This window comes from Arthrobacter sp. NPDC056727 (assembly GCF_042790555.1).
GTDB lineage: Bacteria > Actinomycetota > Actinomycetes > Actinomycetales > Micrococcaceae > Arthrobacter.
On the sequence record NZ_JBHTZA010000009.1, the window covers coordinates 107,768 to 127,005 of the forward strand.

Consider the following 19,238-nt stretch of genomic DNA (forward strand, 5'->3'; position numbering starts at 1 on the left):
GCCTGTGTTTTGGGTGTGGACCCGCACGGCCGGCGGGACGATAATGCCTGCACCGCAATTCCTGCACCAGTCCGCCGGAATCCGCACCGGAACGGAGGCAAGGGTCATGAATGAGGAAGCGGCTCCGCGGCTTACAGTCGCGCAGCCCGGGCAGGGCAGGGAAGCACCGCTTGGCGGCATCGGCGTGGTGTTCAAGCTCCTCGGCGAGGACACCAACCAGCAGCTTTCCATCGTGGAGCACCCGTTCCCGGTGGGTGCGCTGGTGCCTCCGCACATCCACACCCGCGAAGACGAGTATTCGATCGTCCTCGAGGGCGAAATTGGGTTCCGGTCCGGTGACCGGGAGGCAGTCCTGGGTGCCGGCGGGTACATCACGAAGCCACGCAATGAACTCCACACCATGTGGAACGCAGGCAAGGTGCCTGCCCGCATGATCGAGGTGATAAGCCCGGCCGGATTTGAGCACTTTTTCTGGGGGCTTGCCAACCACATCGAGGCCGGGCTGCCGGACCCCGAGACGATCGAGAAACTCGCGGCCCACTTCGGCCTGCGCTTTGCCGAGGCACCCTGGCTGCCGGACATCATTGCGCGCTACAACCTGACGCCGCCGCGCATGTAAAGCCCGCTGCCGGGCCAGCCCCCTGGGCTGGCCCGGCGCACGCGGCTAGAGCGGGAACTTGCCGGACATCTCCAGCGTGCCCGCGCAGGTCCAGGCGGACAGCCGCTCCTCGGCGGAGGGTCCGCCGTCGAGCGGGCTGGTGAGCCGTGGGCGCCGGACCCAGCAGCCGGCTTCCTCGGCCACCAGCGCGCCCGCGGCGAAGTCATGCTCGTTCAGGCCGCGCTCGCCGAAGGCATCAACGGTTCCGTCGGCGACCATGCAGAGATCCAGGGCAGCCGAGCCGAGCCGCCGCACGTCCGCAAAGCCGTCCACGAAGCCGCCCAGCGCCGCGAACTGCTCCGCGCGCACCTCCGGGTCATAGCTGAAGCCGGTGGACAGGATCTGGCCGGTGCGGCCGGGAACCGGACCGTTGAGCTGGACCCGCTTCCCGTCCTGTTCCAGCCAGGCGCCCTGGCCCCGGGAGGCGTAGTACACGCGCCCCAGCGCGGGGGCGTGCACGACGCCGGCCAGCCACACGCCGTCGGAATCGGCAACGGCCACCGAGGTGGCGTAGTAGACGATGTTGCGGATGAAGTTGGTGGTGCCGTCGAGCGGGTCAATGGACCAGCGCAGCCCGGTGGGCTTCTCGGGACGGGTTGTCCCGTGTTCCTCGCCGGTGATCGCGTCGCCGGGGCGTGCGCTGCGGATGGCCGTGCGCACGGCTTCCTCGGCGGCAACGTCGAAGGCGGTGACCCAGTCGCCGGCTTCGCCCTTGTTGGTCACCGTCCCTGTGTCCAGGGCGCCGTTGCTGCGTTCGGCGAGAACCCCGGCGCCGGCGGCCGCCGCGGCCTTGGCCACGTCAAGCAGCCCGTTCAGGTCCTGGGGGCCGGTCAGGTCTTGCGTCATTCGGAATCCTCTTCGTCGCGCGGATCGGGGCTAGTCCCGGGATCGTCGGGCTCGTCTTCGCCTGCAGGCGCCGGGCCGTTGGCCAGCAGCTCGCGGAACCCGTCCTCGTCCAGCACGGTCACGCCCAGTTGCTCGGCCTTGTCGAGCTTGGTGCCGGCGTTGTCCCCGGCCACCAGGTAGTCGGTCTTCTTCGACACTGAACCTGATGCCTTGCCGCCCCGGACCAGAATCGCTTCCTTGGCCTCGTCGCGGCTGAAGCCCTCCAGCGTTCCGGTAACCACCAGGGTCAGCCCCTCCAGGGTGCGCGGCGTGGACTCGTCCCGTTCATCCTTCATCCGGACCCCCGCGGCAGCCCAGCGGTCGATGATCTCCACGTGCCAGTCCTCGGCGAACCACTCCTTGAGCGCTGCGGCGATGGTGGGGCCGACGCCGTCCACACCCGCGAGCTCCTCCTCGGAAGCCTGCCGGATGGCGTCCATGGTGCCGAAGTGGTTGGCCAGGGCGCGTGACGCGCGGGGACCGACGTGCCGGATGGACAGCGCAACCAGGACGCGCCACAGCGGCTGGGTCTTGGCCTTTTCGAGTTCGTTGAACAGTTTCCCGGTGGTGGCTGTCGGCTTGGACGGCGTCTTGGCCGTGCCCTTGCTGTAGAAGTACGGCACGAGCTCGAACTCGCCGGTGGGCACACCCTTGGACCGCTTCTCGCGCCTGATCTTCACCGGTTCAAGGTCCTCCGGCGTCAGGTCGAACAGGGCCGCCTCACTGACCAGCGGCGGGACCTCCGGTTCCGTCGGCTGGGTCAGCGCGATCGCGGCTTCCCAGCCGAGGGCTTCAATGTCGAACGCTCCGCGGCTGGCAACATGGAACACCCGCTCACGCAGCTGCGACGGGCAGGACTTGGCGTTGGGGCAGCGGATGTCCACGTCCCCTTCCTTCCCGGGAGCAAGCGGCGTTCCGCAGGACGGGCATTCCGTGGGCATCACAAAATCCCGCACGGGCGGGTCCTGCTGGTCCCGGAGCGCCAGCACCGGGCCAACGATCTCGGGGATGACGTCCCCGGCTTTCCGGAGCACCACGATGTCGCCGATCTTGACGCCCTTGGCCTTGACCACGTCCTGGTTGTGCAGGGTGGCCATTCCGACGGTGGAGCCTGCGACCTTGACGGGCTCCATGATCCCGAACGGCGTGACCCGGCCCGTGCGCCCGACGTTCACAGCGATGTCCAGGAGCTTGGTGTGCACTTCCTCGGGCGGGTACTTGTACGCGACGGCCCAGCGCGGCACCCGCGTGGTGTAGCCCAGGGCACGCTGGGTGGCGAAGTCGTCAATCTTCACCACGATGCCGTCGATCTCGTGGAGCAGGCTGTGCCGCTTGTCTCCATACTTCCCGATGAATTTCAGCACCTCGGCCGGGCTGCCGAGGACCTCGAAGTAGGGGCTGACCGGCAGTCCCCACTCGGCCAGGAGCCGGTAGGTTTCGGACTGGCTGGCGGCCTGGAGGCCTTCGCGGGCACCGATGCCGTGAACAAACATCTGCAGCGGACGCTTGGCCGTTTCGGCCGGGTCCTTCTGCCGGATCGAACCGGCCGCGGCGTTCCGGGGGTTGGCCAGCGGCGCCTTGCCTGCCTCGATCAGGGCCTCGTTGAATTCCGCGAACGCCTTGGAGGGAATGAACACCTCGCCGCGGATTTCCATCTCGGCGGGAAAGCCGCTGCCGCTGAGCACCTGCGGGATTTCCTTGATGGTGAGCACATTGTGAGTGATGTCCTCGCCCGTGGTGCCGTCGCCGCGGGTGGCTGCCCGGACCAGCTTGCCGTCCCGGTACAGCAGGTTCACGGCGAGGCCGTCGATTTTCAGCTCCGTCAGCCAGGCTGCGTCCGGATTCCCGGACTTGGCAACCCCGGCCTCCGCCTTCGCGATCCAGGCCTGCAGTTCGTCGATGGAGAACACGTCCTCCAGGCTGTACATGCGCTGGAGATGTTCGACGGCGGCAAATGCCGCCGAGACTTCTCCGCCAACCTCCTGGGTGGGCGAATCATTGGAAACAAGCTCCGGATGCAGCGCCTCGAGTTCCTCCAGCCTGCGGAAGAGCGTATCGAACTCGGCGTCCGAGACGAGGGGCTCGTCCTCCTGGTAGTACGCGAAACGGTACTTCCGGACAAGGTCCGCGAGGTTCTCGTACTCATCCCGTACCGACTCAGAGGGAACGGCTTCCGGCTCAAGCTGGTCCGTGGCTGCGCTGGTTCCCGTGGCTGCGTTTTCTGTGGGGCCTGATGGTGTGCTCACAGACCTATCTTGCCTTACAGGTCGGACATTTTGCCGGGCAGGCAGGCGGCTACCAGTGGCCGGAGAGGCGGTTCCGGCTCCAGAACGCGAAGGCCAGCCCGCCAAGACCCACCAGCAGAACGCCTCCCATGACGGCGAACAGGCCGAAGACGCCGATGCCGGAACTCTTTTCCACGGATACGACGGCAGCTGCGTGGCTGGCTGCCGGCGTGGCGATCGGTTTGGTCCAGCTGGACTCGGCCATGGCGGTGGACAACGACGGGCCCGGACTGGAGGCGGCGGAGGTGACCGGAACCGCCGCGGGTGTTGCCACCTGGACCTCAGCCATCCCGTCGCCGGCCGTCTGCAGGGCAGCGGGGCTGGAGGCGGGCGCCGGAGCCGGCCGCACCGGCGTCGGGGCAACGCGCGGCGCCGCCGGCGCCACAGGCTGCGCAGGTGCGGGGGCAGGTGCAGGCGCCTTCTGCGCCGGCGGCGGCGCCGGCGCGTACGTGGGGACGGGAGCCGCCGTCGTCGGAGCCGGGGAACCGGACGACGGCGGGGCGACGGGCGCCGGCGATTCAGAACACTGCTGCTCCGGCAGGCAGGCGGCCTGGGCGGCGCCGGCGGCGCCGGACACTACCGTGAAAGCCAGCATGGCGGCGGCAATTCCGGGCAGCGCGCCCCGCAGACGGGTGATTCGTATCATGGAGTACCTTTGCAGCCGCGCAGGACACGCCCGCGCCGAGTTTTGTCCCGGGTATCTTCCTACAGGCTCCTGCCGTGCGCCAAATCGGCTACTGCCGGTTTTCCGGCGGCAGGGCGATCTGGAGCTTGCGTACCTTGCCCCTGCCCACGATGTAGCCGCGGCCCGGAATGAAGTCCGTGCCGACCCGTCCGAGTGACGTATTAAGGAGGCTGTCGCCGTCGATATCGCCGGGATTGATCAGCAGCCCCCTCCTGCCCGACTTGAACGGCTGGGCCAGTGACCACGCCGATGACCAGGTGGACGTTTCGGATTCGCCCACCACCCACTGGTCGGCCTTGATGCAGGCCGCCACGAGCCTTTCGATGCCGGATTCGGCCAGGGTGTCCGTGAACTCCGTGAGCCCCTCGATGAAGATGGCCACTTTGCCCGGATTGGCCGAGGCATGATCCGTCAGCGCTTCCACAGCCTCCTCGACGTCGTCGGCCCCCACCAGCGACCGGTCCCAGACCGGCAGGGATGCCACGGCGGACTTCCTGGCGGCGAGGTAGACCAGTTCGGTCCCCGGATTGGAGCGGCGCAGCGCGTAGGCCATGGTCACGAGGGCCACGGTCCGGCCGGCGCCGGGAGGACCGGCGAGCAGCAGCGGGCCCTTGGCCGTGAGCGTGGCCGGCTGCAGCGTCTCGTCGTCCACGCCGATCACCGGAAGGTCCGGCAGCCCGGCGGGCAGGATGTCCAGGTCGATCTGCTCGGGCAGCCGTTCGATGCGCGGGGCCCGTTCCACGCCCTGGCGGAGCATGGCCTCGCTGAGCTTGTGCACCTCGCGCGCCTGCAGGGCCAGGTTGGAGTTGCCGCCCAGGACGGAGAGCTGGACCTCGAGTCCGCCCAGCAGCCCGCGCCCGGGAGGCGAACCCTTGCCCAGGACATCCTTCGGCACGTCCATGGTCAGGTAGTCGTCCTCGGCGGACAGCCGGAGAACCAGCCGCCGCTGGATGGAGGCAAGCAACGACGCCGGGACGGAGTTGGGCCGGTCACCGGTGACGACGAGGTGGATGCCCAGGGGACGGCCGTCGGTGGCGAGCTGCAGGAAGAGGTCCCACAGGCCTGAGAGCTTGCTGTACTCGTACGCCTCGCGGAAGGCTGACATGCCGTCCACCAGCACGAAAATGCGCTTTTCATCCGGCATGCCGGACAGCCTCCGGTACTCCCCGATGGTGGAGGCCCGGACCTCGGCGAAGCGGCTTGCCCGGTCCTCGGCGAGCTCGCTGAGCCAGCGCAGGAGCCTGCCCACGCGCTCGACGTCGTCGCCGTCGATGATTCCGCCCACGTGCGGGAGCTCCTCGAGCATCTTGAGCCCGGCGGAACCACAGTCGATCCCGTAGACGTGGACCGGTCCGCCGCGGGGTGTGACGGCGGCGGCGATGGCGATGCCCCGCAGGGCCGCGGACTTGCCCGAGCCGCCGGTGCCGTAGATGGCCATGTTGCCGTCGTTGTCCGGTTCGTAGAAGACGGTGGGCTGGTCCTGGCGGGCGGGGTGGTCCGCCACGCCCAGCAGGAGCCGTTCGTCGGTGCGCGGGTTGGGGAGCAGGGAGAAGTCGTAGGTTGTGGCCAGTTCGTTCAGCCACGGCTTCCGCGGCGGTTCGATGGCCAGCAGGTCGGCCGCGGCGATGACGTTCGTGGTCATCCTGGCGATGTCGTTGGGGCCGGCCGGTTCCTGCTGCACGGCGGCGTCCGGTGCGGGCGTTTCCCAGGCGGGGCCGGAACCGAAGGCCATCTCCACGATGTCCACCTGCGGGCGCTGCGGCCGTTCGGTGGTCCAGCCGCCGGCGTAGCCCGTCTGGAAACCCTGGATCCGGCCGGGGCCGGTTTTTGCGGCACCCCGGCCCGGAATGGAGGGGTCGAAGTACGCGGCGTCCGGCACGCCCAGGATGTCCGTGGCGTCATCCTCGTCGGCCATGCGCAGCGCCACCCGGAGGTTGGTGTTGGCGCGCAGGCTTTCCTTGATCACACCCGCGGGGCGCTGGGTGGCGAGGATCAGGTGCAGCCCGAGGGACCGGCCGCGGGCGGCGACGTCGACGACGCCGTCCACGAATTCTGGCACCTCGGTGGCCAGGGCAGCGAACTCATCCACCACGATCACCAGGTACGGCGGGGCCTCGGGATCGGCCTCCCGCTGGAGCGCGAGCAGGTCCTTGGCCTTCTTCCTGTTGAGCAGGTGTTCGCGGTAGTGGAGTTCAGCCCGCAGCGAGGTGAGGGCGCGGCGCACCAGGTGCGGCGAGAGGTCGGTGACCAGGCCCACGGTGTGCGGCAGGTTCACGCAGTCTGCAAACGCGGCGCCGCCCTTGTAGTCCACGAAAAGGAAGCTGACCCGGTCCGGGCTGTAGGCGGTGGCCATGCCCATGACCCACGACTGCAGGAACTCGGACTTGCCGGCGCCGGTGGTGCCGCCCACCAGCGCGTGCGGGCCTTCGTTCTTGAGGTCCAGGTGCAGGGGTTCCACGCCTTTGGACCCCACCAGCGCACGGAGCGAGCCGTTGTCCTTGCGGTTGGCGACGGCGGTGGAGCGGACCGAGTTGTTCTCCTGCCAGCGTTCCGCCACGGCCTGCGGATTGTCCAGGAAGTCCTTGCCCACCAGCGCCGCATAGGACACGGCCCGCGGCAGGTTCGAGTCGTCCTCCACCGGTTTGCCGGCGTCGACCACGGGCGAGAGCATGCGGGCCAGCTGGCCGGCCAGTTCGGCGTCGAGGCTTTCGCAGCTCACGGGGTAGGTGTGACGTCCCAGCCGGACCTGGCCGGTGGTGGTGCCGTGCTCACCGTCCACCGCCATGAAGTCACGGCAGGCGGCCGGAAGGGATTCGACGCCGGCAGCCACCCACAGGACGTGGACGCCGGCGTCAGGGCCGCGTTCCACGAGCCGGGTCAGCCGCCCGCGGTCCACCGGCGCGTCGTCCTCGACGACCACCAGCACCGATGGCAGCACCGGCGGCGGAACGTCAGCGGTTTCCTCAACGATCCCGGGCCGGTGCCCGGAACCCTGCGGGCGCATGGCGGCCTCGCGGTGTTCGACGAGGTCCTCGATCCGGGCCAGAAGGCTGGTGCCGCCTGCAGAACCGGCGGCAAGGTGGTCGCCGCTGAGGGGGCTGTGGCTTGAACCGACGTGCGGCAGCCACTGCAGCCAGTTCCAGCGTTCCCTGGACCGGGCCGAGGTTATGGCGGCCACGGCCACCTCTGCGGGGGAATGCAGGCCCACGAGCTGCAGCACCACTCCCCTGGCCACGTCATCGACGAGTCCGCGCGGCCCGGCCAGGCCGAAGGAGCCGGCGGACCGGAGCTGGGACACCACCGGCACGCCCTCGATCTGCCGGAACCGGTCCAGGCAGTCCTCGATCTCGCGCCGGTACTCCGTCTCGGTTTCCGCGGTGTTTGGCTCCTCGAACGGGATCCGTGACGGCACCGTGCCGAGCCCGAACCGGAGCCCCAGGAACCCGGAGTGCTCCGGCCGGTGGGTCCACAGCAGCGGGCCAAGCTTGTAGATGGAGTCGACGGTGTCGCTGACCGAGGGCGCTTCCTGGAGCCTGACGGCGCGCTCCACGCGCTGCAACTCGGTAATGTCCTGCCGGAAGGCGGCCATGGCCGTTCGGAACTGCTTCAGCTGCTCCTTGCGCTCGCGCTTGCCCTGGAGTTTCTGGTCCACATAATGGCCCACGATGAACAGCGGCATCATCAGCATGAACAGCATGGACAGCAGGCTCTGGGTCACTGCGAACAGCACCGCGCCCATCATCAGCGGGGCGATCAGCATGATGAAGGGGAACGGGTGGTGGTCCTGCCGCTTCGGTCCGGCCGGGGGCACCCGCTTCCCGGGGGCGAACCGGGGCACCACCCGCGGGGACCGGTTGAAGTCCACGAGGGGCGACGTCGGGGCTGCCGCGCCGCTGCGCGCCAGCGGCACCACCGTCAGCCCGGTGTCACCCAGGGTGACGGTGTCGGAGGAATTCAGCGTCGCCCGCGTGACGGGCAGTCCGTCCATCTGCAGGCCGTTGGCGGAGTTCGTGTCGACGATCTCGATGCTCTCCCCCACCGTGATGCGGGCGTGCCGCTTCGATGTCAGGGGGTCGGTGAGCCGCACGTCCACGTTCCGGTCCCGTCCGATATAGCTGGTGCCGGACGGCAGGGAGAACTCCCGCCCGACGTCGGGGCCGGAAACGATGCGGAGCGTCGCCGCAGCCGGGCCGCGGTCCGCGGCAGGGCCGGCGTCGTTCGGGTTGCCGAACTGGCTGCTCACTTGGGTGAGCGAAACCACGGACCCCGGGCGCAGTCCGGATTCCAGCAGGTTGTCCGCCCGGTCCAGGACGATGCCGCGCATTCCGCCCGCCACGAAGGCCTCGTCGATCCGGAGCGAGAGGTTCGGCGGAGCGGGCTCCTGCCGCCGGGCGGGGTCGGCGGTCCACAGTTCGGTGGCGATGTCCGCGACGGTGGCGCGGCCGTCCACGGTGACGGCCAGGTCCTTGGCCTCGGCGGGGTCCCGGCGCAGGGTCAGTCGGATCCTCATGCGTCGCCGTCCCCGCGCATCTTTTCCAGCAGGTGCAGGTCGTCGGCGGTGACCAGGTGCGAGGTGACCGCGTGCTCGACGAGCCGTGCCCGGCGGTTGGTGGCCAGCTTGCCGCCGCCTCCCCGAAGCCCGGCCACTCCGGCGCGGTCCAGCTTGTCGCAGACGTTGTCCAGCTTCCGGTTGAACCGGGTGAGGGCCCAGCCCAGGGCCCGGGCCGCCTCGGCAGAGGATGGAATGGCGCTGAATCCGGTGCCTTCGCGCCGGAGCATCGGCTCGGCGAGCGCCACGATCAGGGCTTTCTGGGAGTCAGTGAAGACCACCGGGCCGATGGTGGTGTCCCCGCCGCTGGTTTCGGTGCTGGTGTCCTGCCGGAACGACGGCGTTTTCAGGTGGACCGCGAACTCGTAGGTGGTGGGTCCGGCGGTGAAGATGACGCTGGTGTGGCTGAAGACGAGCGGCAGCCGGGCGCCGGGCGAGAGCCACGCCTGCATACCGCCGGATCCGTCGGCCACCGTGGCGGAGAGCCGGCTGCCCACATTGCTGAGCCACCAGATCCCGTCATACCTGGCGATCTGCAGGAAGCGCCGGTGCAGGTACGGGTTGTCGTCCACCTCCAGGTCGCCCTCGCGTCCGATGCTGAAGATGTCCTCGTCGGTCGGCTCGTACCACTCGCCGCAGAAATCTATGGCCAGGTCTCCCATGTTTTCCTGTCTTGTCGTCGGGTCTGATGATGCCGGGCGGCTCGGGGCGCTGCCGGACGCCGGCTGCCGGAAGTTGGCTAAAGGCACGCGATGGAGTCTTCGCCGGCCGGTGATGCCGTTCCGTCGCTGCGGACGATGATCACCTGGACGCAGGTGGGTTCTGCCGGGTTCGCCGTGACGTCCACGCGGGTGGCCGACGTCGACAAATAGCTTCCGCCGCCCTTGACCGTTTTGATCCGCCATTTGTAGGTGTCCCCTGCCTTCGGCTGGGGATTGGTCCAGGTGAAGCGGACTTTCCCCTGCGCCCCTGCGCTGCCGGCCAGCCTGGTGACGTCAGGCACGGACCCGTCGTCGACGGCGTCTGCCGGGGGCTTGCTCACCGTTTCGGTGGGCCGTGCCTGCGGCTGGGGCGCGGCCGATGCCACCACAATGCCCACGACGACGGCCAGCACCAGGAGCGTTCCGCCGGCGATGGCGAGCCACAGGTTCCGCTTCCCGTGGTCGGCTGGCTGGTCTCCAAACTGGTCCGCGGGCCTGGGCTGGTTGCTGCGCAGGACAGTAGCGTCGGCCGAGTCGTCCGCTGCAGGCTGCGGCGCAGCTGTGGCAGCGGCCGCCGGAAAGGCCGACGGCGGGACGTCCGGTGCCCGCTGTGGCGTCGGCGCAGGCGCAAGGCCCGGCACTGCGTCTCCCCAGCCCAGCGGCTTGGTGCGGGTCGGGAAGGTGGGGGCACTTCCGGTCCGGTCGGGATCAATGGACGCGACGTTGCGGACGCGCGTTTCCTCCACCCCGTCGTCCAGGTGCACCTCGTCCGGCTGGCGCTCCTCGAGCACCTCGAACGGCGTGACGGACAGGTTGAGCTCGGCCTGGATACGCTGCAGCGCCAGCGCGAAGGCATGGGCAGACGAATAGCGTGAGGCGGGCGTTTTGGCCATCGCCGTGGCCAGCGCGAGTTCCAGGGATTCCGGCACGTCGGCGCGCCCCAGCCGGGGCACGGGCATGCTGGTGATGCGTGAAATGAGCTCGCGCTGGGAGTTGTCGGCGCCCGGCAGCACGAAGGGTGACCGTCCGGCGAGCAAGGTGTACAGGGTGGCGCCGAGCGCCCACACGTCCACCAGCACGCCGTCGACATTCCCGTCCCGGAACTGTTCCGGCGGCGACCACGGGATGGACATCCCGGCGTCCTCGTCAGCGTCGCCGGCCAGCGTGCCGGAGATGCCGAAGTCGGTGAGCGCCGGACGGTTGTAGTCGGTGACCAGGATGTTGGCCGGCTTGATGTCCCGGTGGGCGATCCCCGCCCGGTGTGCCGTTTCGACGGCGGAGGCCACCTGGATGCCGACGGCGAGCACCTCGTCCACGCTGAAGCGCTGCCGGCGGTACCGGACGTCCAGGCTGGGCCGCGAGCAGTATTCCATGGCGAGGTAGGAATGCCCGTCCTCGGTCACCTCGGCTTCGAAGATGGTGACGATGAAGGGGTGCGACGACAGCTGGGCCATCAGGTTGGCCTCGGACTCAAAGCGGCGCCGCGCGCCTTCCGTCTTGAGGCCGGACAGCAGCACCTTGACGGCAACCCTGCGCCGTGGCCGGTCCTGCTCGTAGAGATAGACGTCGGAGAAGCCGCCCGATCCGAGGAGGCTGACATAGCTGAAGCCGGGGATGCGGGGCGGGGGCGCCGCCGGCCGCTTGGAACTCACAGGATCTCCTCGAAGCGCAAGGAAACGTCATCGCCGAGTTCTGCGATGTCGCCGTCCAAAACAATGGCCATTTCATTCTGGGCAAGGCGCCGCGGCGGCTGCCCCTCGCGGACCAGCACGGTGCCGTTGGTGGCTTTCAGGTCGCACAGCATCACGTGCCAGCCCTCCAGCCGGACCTCCACGTGCGACCTTGAAATGTCCCCGCCGGGGCTGGCCACCTGGACGAGCCGCGGCATCGTGCCGCCCTGGACCCGGGACACGGACGGCTGCCGCCCGATCACCAGCGACCCGTCGAGGTCGATCAGCTCCCCCGTGGACAGCCGGACCCGGCCCAGCCTGGGGCGCGGCACCTGGACGGCGACGTCAGGCAGCTGCGCCCCGCAGGTGAAGCACTGGCTGCTCGTGGGAGGGTTGGCGTGCCCGCCCGGGCACACCCGCGCCAGCACCCGCGGTCCGTTGCCTGCCGCGCCCTGGCCGGGTTCCTGTCCCTGCCCTGTCTGCTGCGCTCCGGAGGCGGGGAGACCGCTCCTAAGGATGGTCTGGCCGTCGTGGTCGCCTTCCTGCGCCCCGCCGGGCCCGGATGCGGGGATGAACGACGGCGGGACCTGGGGTCCGGAGAACGACGGCGCGATGCCGGGTGCGGAGAAGGGCGGCGGGACCTGCGGTCCCGGGAAATCCCGGGCTGCCGCGGCACGGTCGCCGCCGGTCGCCCACGGCACTGAGTCAATCAAGCCTGGCTGGTCGATCAGTCCTGGCTGACCTGACTGAGCGGGGGCCGTGGGTGGCGCCGGAGCCGCTGTGGCACTGACATGGTGCCCGGGCTCCCCGGATTCGGCTTCCGGGCCGGCTATCTCTTGGCCTGCAGTTTCCTGGCTTTCAGTTTCCTGACCCGCCGTTTCCGGAACGGCCGCCTCCTGGCCTGCGGGAGCACCGCCGTCGTCCTCGTCTCCGGTCCGCACCGCGGCGTCCTCGATGCTGCGCACCACAGTCTTGTCCCACAGGTGGTCGTACGAACTGGTGAGCTCGGTGGCCGGGCTGTCGTCCTGCTCCAGTGCCTCCAGCGACGGTGCGTCGTGCGGCAATCCTTCCTGCGCCGGTGCTTCAAGCGGCAGTGGTTCCTGCGCCGGTGCTTCCTCGGGCACAGTCCCGGCGGTGGCCGCGACGGTCTCGGTGAATCCCGTCACGGTGTCCTGCAGCCCGGCAACAGTCTCGGCCGATGCCTCCTGCAAAGGTGCAGCGGTGGCCGGCGCGGCCAACTGGCTGCCGCCGACGTCGATGCGGCCCGGTTCAGTGACACTGACGCGCAGCGACTGCAGGAACACGGCCCCTTCAACCACCGGTAACTCAGCGGCAGGGGCCGGTCCTGGCGACGCCGCGTGCACCGGCGCGGCCGCAGGCACGGCCACGCTGAACCAGTCGGGTGCGTCCAGCCACCGCTCGGTCCACGTGGTGACGTTCCGGCCGTCCAGGGTCACGGAACCGGACGGAAGCTGGACAGTCAGGTCGATGTCGCCGCGGAGGAAGACCCGCAGCGAGTCGCTGTACCCGATGATCCCGAAACACGGGGTGGCGGACAGCGGTGCGCCGAACCCGCCCATCACAGCATGCAGAACCTCGGCCGCATCCGGCGCGTCCGCCAGCACATCCCAGACGGTGCTGACCAGCGGGGCCGGCGTGGCGGGGTCCAGGATCACAGCAGTTCCCGACCTGATGAGGCCCAGCCATCCGCCGGGGATGTAGCTAGCTGCGGCCATTGGCAGCGTCCTCGCTTCCGGCACGCGGCAGCGTGTCCTCCTCTTCCGCGTCGGCCGCGGTCCGGGGCGCCGTCGTCGCCATGCCGGCGTCGTTAAGGACGTTCCTGGCATCGATCACGATGACCGTGATGTTGTCCCGCCCGCCGCGCCGCAGCGCTGCCTGGATCAGCGCATCCACGGCCTCCTGCGGGTCCTCGACGGTGCTGAGGATTTCGTGCATCTCCCCGTCCGTCAGTTCCCCGTTGAGGCCGTCGGAGCAGACCATCACCCGGTCGCCTTCCTCAATGGGCAGGAGCCAGTAGTCGGCTTCGGTCTCGTCGCCGGCGCCCAGCGCGCGCGTCACAACGTGCCGGCGGGGATGCACCGCGGCCTCCTCGGCGGTGATCTCGCCGCTCTCGACCAGCTCCTGGACCTCGGAGTGATCCACGCTGACCTGCGAGAGCCGGCCCTGGCTCAGCCGGTACGTCCGGGAATCCCCGATGTTCATGACCAGCCAGTAGGGCACGCCCATCTGCTCCACCACCACCACGCCGCTGAGCGTGGTTCCGGCCCGCGAACCGGTGGCCGAGCGGATCGATTCGTCCGCGCTGGCCAGATACTGCTGCAGCACACCCGCGGTGGCCGTCCGCTCCCCCGTCGCCAGCTGCGGCAACTGAGCCAGTGCCCGCACGCACATGCCGCTGGCCACCTCGCCCGCTTCATGGCCGCCCATGCCGTCCGCGACGGCGAACACAGGATCCGAGGCAATGTAGGAGTCCTCATTGAGCTCGCGGCGAAGGCCACGGTCCGTTCCGTAGCCAAAGCTCAGCCTCAGGCCGGGCTCGCTGCCGGTCCCCGGGGTTCCGGCCACCTGCTGTGAATTCATGCGTGTCCTACGTCGAAGGTGCGGTCCCCGAAATGAACTGTGGTTCCGGGGCTGACAAATGCGGGCACACCGGGCTGCAGCGCAGTGCGCATGCCGTCGGGTGTGGTGACGGCGCTGCCGTTGGTCGAGTGGCGGTCTGTGACCCAAACGCCGGCGCCGTCAGTGAGCAGGTGGAGGTGGGTCTTGGAGATGGTCCTGCCGGGATCGGCCACGGGCAGCAGCTGTGCCTGCGATTCCCCGGCGGCGGGGGCCGGGTTCCGGCCAACCAGAACCGTCCGTTCCAGGCGGAAGTCACGGCCGTCGTCGAGCCTTATCCGCAGCACGGCCTGCGGCGCGTCCTCGCGCTCCCCGCCACGCACCTGGGTGCGGTCCACGGCGTCGTCCGGGTGAACGGCGTCGTCCGGGTGAACAGCGCTAACCGGGTGAACAGCGCCCTCCGGAGCTGCCGGCCGGGCCGGCTCAACGGCGGGCGGGGAAGCAGCCGGGTGCCGGGAAGCGATCGGGGACGCCACCTGCTGCACCGGGGGCAGGTCCAGGGGCGCGAAACTGTAGGGGCCTTCAATGCCGCCGGTGGCGACGGGGTTGCGGCCCTGCACGACGTCAAAGGCAAGCGTCCCGGCCGCGTTGTCGTGCCATCCGCGGCGTTTGCCGTTCCGGTCCCAGGCGCTGGAGGCCACAACGACGACGGCCCACGCCGATCCGAGGAACAGCAGCGGTCCCAGGACCAGCGGTGCGGCGTCGAACCATTTGAAGACCGCCACCAGTACTGCGGCCAGGACGGCCAGCAGGATGCCCGCTCCCGTCACGATGCCGCGCAGGAACACCGCACCGAGGCCCGGCGCATAGCCGTCCCTGTCTGTGCTGCGGATGCCCATGAGCTGGTTGCCGATGGTGTTGCCGGAGCGGCCCTCGATGCCGGCGACAGTGACCACGTACGCCAGGGTCAGTCCGGCTCCGATGCTCCCGAGGAGCGCCAGCAGGCTCGTGTCATAGATGATGAGTCCCGCGCTCCGCGTGCTGGTGATGCCGGCGAACCCGAAGGACAGCAGAACCGTCAGGATGGCCACCGGCGCCAGCCAGTCGAGGACGGCGGCGCCGAGACGCTTGCCGGGCGCCGCCGGAACCAGCGTAAGCGTGCCTGACATGTCCGTTCCTTCCCCCAGCCCTACCGGGATGCTACCGGGAATCGGCTCGGCCTGCCTCCCGGCCTGGGCCAACAAGGCCGCCCGGTCCAGCATGGCGCCCCGGCCGGGCATGGCTCCCCTGTTGGGCAGCGGCGTCCCGCACGCACCGCAAAAGCTGGCTCCGGCGCTGACAGGCTGGCCGCACCGCAGGCACGGCACGCTGCCCAAGGTTCCGGGACCATCGCCGGCTGCAGGTCCATCGAAAGTTCCCGGCACGCCACCACTTCCAGAGGGACCGTTCACCGCCGGAACCCCCGCGCGGCCAGGGCTGCCCGGGCCTCGGCCAGCAGCGACCTTGGCGAGAACCGCGCCTGCTGGCGCCGCCAGAAACCAACCGTTTCCGTCATCTCCTTCAGCGAGCCGTCCACCACCTCCCAGTACTGCCGCACCTCATCCTCACTCGGCTGGCCGGCGCCGAAGATGGAGGCGTCGGCGCGGTGGGCCAGCAGGGTTGTGGTGGCTCCGGTGGCCGGGAACGCCTCGGCGACCACTGCCGCGGTCTCCCGCCTGGTTGCACGGTTGTCCACCGCGGCACCCATGTCCGTTGCCAGGCTGAGGACCTCGTTCCAGCCCCCGCCTACGCGCTGTGCAGGGTCGCCGCCGGTGAAGCGGGCCTTCCGGCGCCGGGACTTGAGCAGGGCTATGAGCAGCAGCGGCAGGGCCAGAATGCCGATGGGAATCATGGCGATGCCGATGGCCGTGAGGATGGGGCCCCAGAGCAGCCACGGATTGTTCTTCTTCTCGTCGGCGTCGAGGGCGTCGGGAGAGGAGTCCGGCGGCAGGTCGGCGGGTTCCTGCGGCGGTGGCGGCGGCTGCAGGACCTGGGGCTTCGGTTTGGATTTGTTTTCCGGGTCCGGCGGAATGGGAATGTTGTCCTTGGGCGGCGCGGGGTCGAACGCCACCCAGCCCACGCGGTCGAACGCCACTTCCACCCAGGCGTGGACGTCTTTGCCGAGTATCTTGATTTCGCCGGCGCCGTTCTCCGGGCTCTTCGGGTCCGGATAGAACCCCATGACCACCCGTGAGGGGATGCCCAGGTGCCGCAGCATCAGGGACATTGCCACGGCATACTGCTCATCGTCACCCAGCATCTGCTTGGCGGTCAGCAGGTCCCGGATGCGCGCCGCGCTGTGCCCGGAGACGCTGGGAAGCTGCCCGTCGGCAATGAGCCCGTTGCTGAAGGCACCCTTCTTCTGGAAGTGGGCCTCGATCTGCCGGACGCGGTCCACGGCCGTGGGGGCGTCCGCGGCCAGGTCGTTGGCCTGCGCGCCCACCACCGGCGGCACGTCGGTGATGTCAGGCAGGCTGACCTTGGCGAAGTCGTATTGCGTGAGCTGTCCGTGCTCCAGCTTCACGGGGTCCGAGACCTGGACGGTGTAGGAATCGCCTTGGGACAGGCCCTGGGTGGTCACCGCGGTGTCGGTGCCGGAGTTGAAGTACAGCCCTGAAGCTGCGCCTGACGAGCCCGGGGCAAAGCTGAGCCCGGTGGTCTTCCGGCCTCCCGGGACGAAGTAGCCCTGGTAGTCATCGATGGTGATGTCCAGGCTGTAGTCGTTCGTTGGGACCGTGTCCGTCGAGCCGGCGAGCGTGTTGATCGACTCCGCGTCGCCCACCTTGCTGAAGCTGCCTGAGCCGTTCGGATCCATCGTGTAGTTGGTGCCGTTGAAGGAATCCAGCGCACCGAGCCGGACGCGCGCGTCCTTGGGGAGCCCCTTGACGGTGAACAGGGCGTCGTCCTTCCTGTCCTTGACGAAGTTCCGGAAGCTCGCCAGCGGGGTGACGTATGCCTTGGGATCAAAAGGAGGTACGACGACGTTGCGGAGGACGCGCCGCTCGTCACCGCCGGCGATCAGCGGCGATACCGCCGCGGTGATTCCCACTGTCGCCGCCAGGACGGCCGCTCCGGCCGCCAGCCGGCGCATGCGCGCCTTCCCGGCCGTGCCGGCGTCGTGCTGGGGGCGGTTCACTGAGACCTTGTGGGTGTCACGCCGCCGCAGTGCGTCCCGGCGGAAGGTGGCCCACGCGATGCCCACCACCGTCAGTGCAATGCCGCGTTCCACCGTCAGGAACCCGGCGTTGGTGCTGAAGGCGATGCCCGTGACGAACAGGACCAGGACCGGCAGCAGCGGCCAGTACGGGCTGCGGAGGCGCCAGGTCAGGACGCCGGCGGCGGTGGCAGTGATAAGTGAGCTGAGGAAGGGGACGATCAGCACGCCGCCCGCGGTGCCCACCGGCACGCCGACGGTCAGCATGTCCTTCCACGAGAAGACGACGCCGAGCAGCAGCGTCCGCAGCGATTCCAGGCTGGGGACGAAGCCGGCGATCGCGGCGTCGGGGACGGCGAGGGCTGTGCCCAGCACCAGGTAGCTGCCGAAGGCGAGAGCCGTGGTGATCAGCGGCCCCAGCCGGAAGTGGGCGTTGAGGGCAGCGATGGCCAGGCCCAGGATGATTCCGCCGAACCCGGCAACCAGGTAATAGGGATCGCCGCCGAAGCTGAGGCTGAACCCGAGGACACCCAGCCCGAGCAGGACAGTGAGGGCACCGGCGTCGAGCACAAAATGCCACGGCGGCCGGCCGTCCGCGAAGGCTGACCCGGCGGCCGGCAGGACCGGGCGGCCGGGCCCGTTTGGACGGTTTTGCCGGCCCGATCGGCGGGGATTGTCCGGACGGCGGGGGCGGAGACCGGTGGCCTCACTCATGCTGCAGCCTTTCGCAGGACGGAGGGAAGGTCGGAGAGGTCGCCCACCGTGAGGACGGTCAGGTCGCCGATGTTGGCTCGGGCCGGCGCGGCGCCAAGGTCCACCAGCACGGCGAGGCTGCGGACGCCTGGCGGCACCGAGGCGGCGGCGGAGCGCAGCTGGGTGGGCGTCACCTGGCTGCCCACGATGAAGAAGACCACCGAGGCGTTGGGCACCGTGTCCGCCAGCGTGCGGGCGAGGTCGACGGCGGTCTTCCGCAGCGGGGTGCCGGCGATCCGGGTCATGTCGTCCAGCATGTTGCGGCCGGTTTCGCAGCGCAGCGGACCGGCCTGCGTGAGGACGTCCAGTTCGCGCTGTTCGCGGATGGCCTGCCGGCCGATGGACCCGGCTGCCGAAATGGCCAGCTCGAATTCGTCTTCCGAGGCGAATTCGTCCGTGTTGATGGACAGCGAAATGGCGAGGTGGGCGCGGCGGGTTTCCTCGAACTGGCGGACCATCAGCTTGTTGGTCCGGGCAGTGGTTTTCCAGTGGATGTGCCGCCGGTCGTCACCCGGGACGTAGTCGCGCAGCGCGTGGAAGGAAACGTCGGCGCTGGACAGCTCCGTGGTGGGCATGCCTTCCAGGTCGCGGATGAAACCGGCAGCGGAACCGGCCAGCGCCACCGTGCGGGGGTGCACGTACAGGTCCTCCGGTTCCGTCCACAGCACCTGCCGGCGGAGCAGGTGCAGCGGATCGGCCCGGACGGAGCGCACCGGGCCCACCACGATGACGGCGCGCCGCGCGGTGGGGATGGTGAAAAGGTCCCCGTGCACCTGCTGCGGTTTCATGCGCGGGAGGTGGAACACGGCGGTGGCAGAGCCTACGGGCAGTTCCAGGTCAGCCGGCAGGAGCGGCCGGGCCGACGTGTTGGACACGGCGATGCTTCCGACGGCGCTGTCCCCCACTGCCACCCTGTTCCGGGCGAGGTCGAGCAGGATCCCATAGGAGGACCGGCCCAGGATGAAGCCGACGGCGATGACGAAGAGCACCAGCGCCGCAATGGCTGCCGCCTTGGCCTCCTGCCAGCCGTAGGCGTTCCCGGTCAGCCACAGGAGGAACGCGGCGGCCAGCACGGACCAGCCCAGGACGCTGACCACGGCAAGAACCGGCCGCACATAGCGGTTCCACACGCCGTTGGCTATCCGCCAGGCCGGACCAAGCGCGAGCCGCGCGGTGCTGCCGGCCTCGGACCACACCCTGGACGCGCGCTGGAGCCGTACCCCGGGCAGCCGCGACTTGGACAACTTCGCACCGGACCGCTTCAGCCTGGACCAGTTCAGGC

General features: G+C 69.5%; 12 protein-coding genes. 1 reads left to right on the forward strand and 11 read right to left on the reverse strand.

All coding sequences use genetic code 11. The features are described 5' to 3' along the window. Positions 1-43 precede the first annotated feature (43 nt). Positions 44-619: a cupin domain-containing protein gene (locus tag ACFRAH_RS11305; RefSeq protein ID WP_377990970.1), complete on the forward strand. Its 576-nt coding sequence runs from the start codon at positions 44-46 to the stop codon at positions 617-619. A 45-nt stretch (positions 620-664) separates the two neighbouring features. On the opposite strand, the gene ACFRAH_RS11310 is transcribed toward ACFRAH_RS11305, so the two are convergent. The 11 genes from ACFRAH_RS11310 to ACFRAH_RS11360 all read right to left on the reverse strand — a co-directional run bounded on the left by ACFRAH_RS11310 (position 665) and on the right by ACFRAH_RS11360 (position 19,200). Then, positions 665-1,504: an inositol monophosphatase family protein gene (locus tag ACFRAH_RS11310; RefSeq protein ID WP_377990971.1), complete on the reverse strand. Its 840-nt coding sequence runs from the start codon at positions 1,502-1,504 to the stop codon at positions 665-667. After that, positions 1,501-3,789 carry an NAD-dependent DNA ligase LigA gene (gene ligA / locus ACFRAH_RS11315; protein WP_377990972.1) on the reverse strand — a complete coding sequence of 763 codons (2,289 nt, stop codon included), beginning with the start codon at positions 3,787-3,789 and terminating at the stop codon, positions 1,501-1,503. The genes ACFRAH_RS11310 and ligA overlap by 4 nt, the downstream gene beginning before the upstream one ends. Positions 3,790-3,838: 49 nt before the next feature. Further along, positions 3,839-4,474 (reverse strand): hypothetical protein, encoded by a 636-nt coding sequence (locus tag ACFRAH_RS11320; RefSeq protein ID WP_377990973.1) that lies wholly within the window; start codon positions 4,472-4,474, stop codon positions 3,839-3,841. Between the two features lie 88 nt (positions 4,475-4,562). After that, the gene (locus ACFRAH_RS11325; RefSeq protein WP_377990974.1) at positions 4,563-9,023 is read right to left on the reverse strand and encodes an FtsK/SpoIIIE domain-containing protein; all 4,461 of its coding nucleotides are present in this window, start codon (positions 9,021-9,023) and stop codon (positions 4,563-4,565) included. Then, a complete protein-coding gene (locus ACFRAH_RS11330; RefSeq protein ID WP_377991036.1) occupies positions 9,020-9,724 on the reverse strand; it encodes a hypothetical protein in 705 nt (234 codons plus the stop codon). Before ACFRAH_RS11330 ends, ACFRAH_RS11325 begins: the two co-directional genes overlap by 4 nt. A 77-nt stretch (positions 9,725-9,801) precedes the next feature. Continuing rightward, positions 9,802-11,415, reverse strand: coding sequence for a serine/threonine-protein kinase (locus ACFRAH_RS11335; RefSeq protein ID WP_377990975.1), 1,614 nt, complete (start codon positions 11,413-11,415; stop codon positions 9,802-9,804). Beyond that, complete coding sequence (locus ACFRAH_RS11340) at positions 11,412-13,169, reverse strand: FHA domain-containing protein (RefSeq protein WP_377990976.1); 1,758 nt, start codon at positions 13,167-13,169, stop codon at positions 11,412-11,414. The genes ACFRAH_RS11335 and ACFRAH_RS11340 overlap by 4 nt, the downstream gene beginning before the upstream one ends. Beyond that, on the reverse strand, positions 13,156-14,034 hold the full coding sequence (locus tag ACFRAH_RS11345) for a PP2C family protein-serine/threonine phosphatase (RefSeq protein WP_377990977.1): 879 nt from the start codon (positions 14,032-14,034) through the stop codon (positions 13,156-13,158). Before ACFRAH_RS11345 ends, ACFRAH_RS11340 begins: the two co-directional genes overlap by 14 nt. After that, positions 14,031-15,386 carry an RDD family protein gene (locus ACFRAH_RS11350; protein ID WP_377991037.1) on the reverse strand — a complete coding sequence of 452 codons (1,356 nt, stop codon included), beginning with the start codon at positions 15,384-15,386 and terminating at the stop codon, positions 14,031-14,033. The genes ACFRAH_RS11345 and ACFRAH_RS11350 overlap by 4 nt, the downstream gene beginning before the upstream one ends. Positions 15,387-15,457: 71 nt before the next feature. Continuing rightward, positions 15,458-17,917, reverse strand: coding sequence for a transglutaminase domain-containing protein (locus ACFRAH_RS11355; protein WP_377990978.1), 2,460 nt, complete (start codon positions 17,915-17,917; stop codon positions 15,458-15,460). After that, positions 17,914-19,200 carry a DUF58 domain-containing protein gene (locus tag ACFRAH_RS11360; RefSeq protein ID WP_377991038.1) on the reverse strand — a complete coding sequence of 429 codons (1,287 nt, stop codon included), beginning with the start codon at positions 19,198-19,200 and terminating at the stop codon, positions 17,914-17,916. Before ACFRAH_RS11360 ends, ACFRAH_RS11355 begins: the two co-directional genes overlap by 4 nt. Positions 19,201-19,238 lie beyond the last annotated feature (38 nt).

What these genes read in the sequence shown, in the direction of transcription:
- ACFRAH_RS11330 (WP_377991036.1), bottom strand. Translation starts at nt 9,724, where the DNA reads ATGGGAGACCTGGCCATAGATTTCTGCGGCGAGTGGTACGAGCCGACC.
- ACFRAH_RS11325 (WP_377990974.1), bottom strand. Translation starts at nt 9,023, where the DNA reads ATGAGGATCCGACTGACCCTGCGCCGGGACCCCGCCGAGGCCAAGGAC.
- ACFRAH_RS11355 (WP_377990978.1), bottom strand. Translation starts at nt 17,917, where the DNA reads ATGAGTGAGGCCACCGGTCTCCGCCCCCGCCGTCCGGACAATCCCCGC.
- ACFRAH_RS11345 (WP_377990977.1), bottom strand. Translation starts at nt 14,034, where the DNA reads ATGAATTCACAGCAGGTGGCCGGAACCCCGGGGACCGGCAGCGAGCCC.
- ACFRAH_RS11310 (WP_377990971.1), bottom strand. Translation starts at nt 1,504, where the DNA reads ATGACGCAAGACCTGACCGGCCCCCAGGACCTGAACGGGCTGCTTGAC.
- ACFRAH_RS11305 (WP_377990970.1), top strand. Translation starts at nt 44, where the DNA reads ATGCCTGCACCGCAATTCCTGCACCAGTCCGCCGGAATCCGCACCGGA.
- ACFRAH_RS11320 (WP_377990973.1), bottom strand. Translation starts at nt 4,474, where the DNA reads ATGATACGAATCACCCGTCTGCGGGGCGCGCTGCCCGGAATTGCCGCC.
- ACFRAH_RS11340 (WP_377990976.1), bottom strand. Translation starts at nt 13,169, where the DNA reads ATGGCCGCAGCTAGCTACATCCCCGGCGGATGGCTGGGCCTCATCAGG.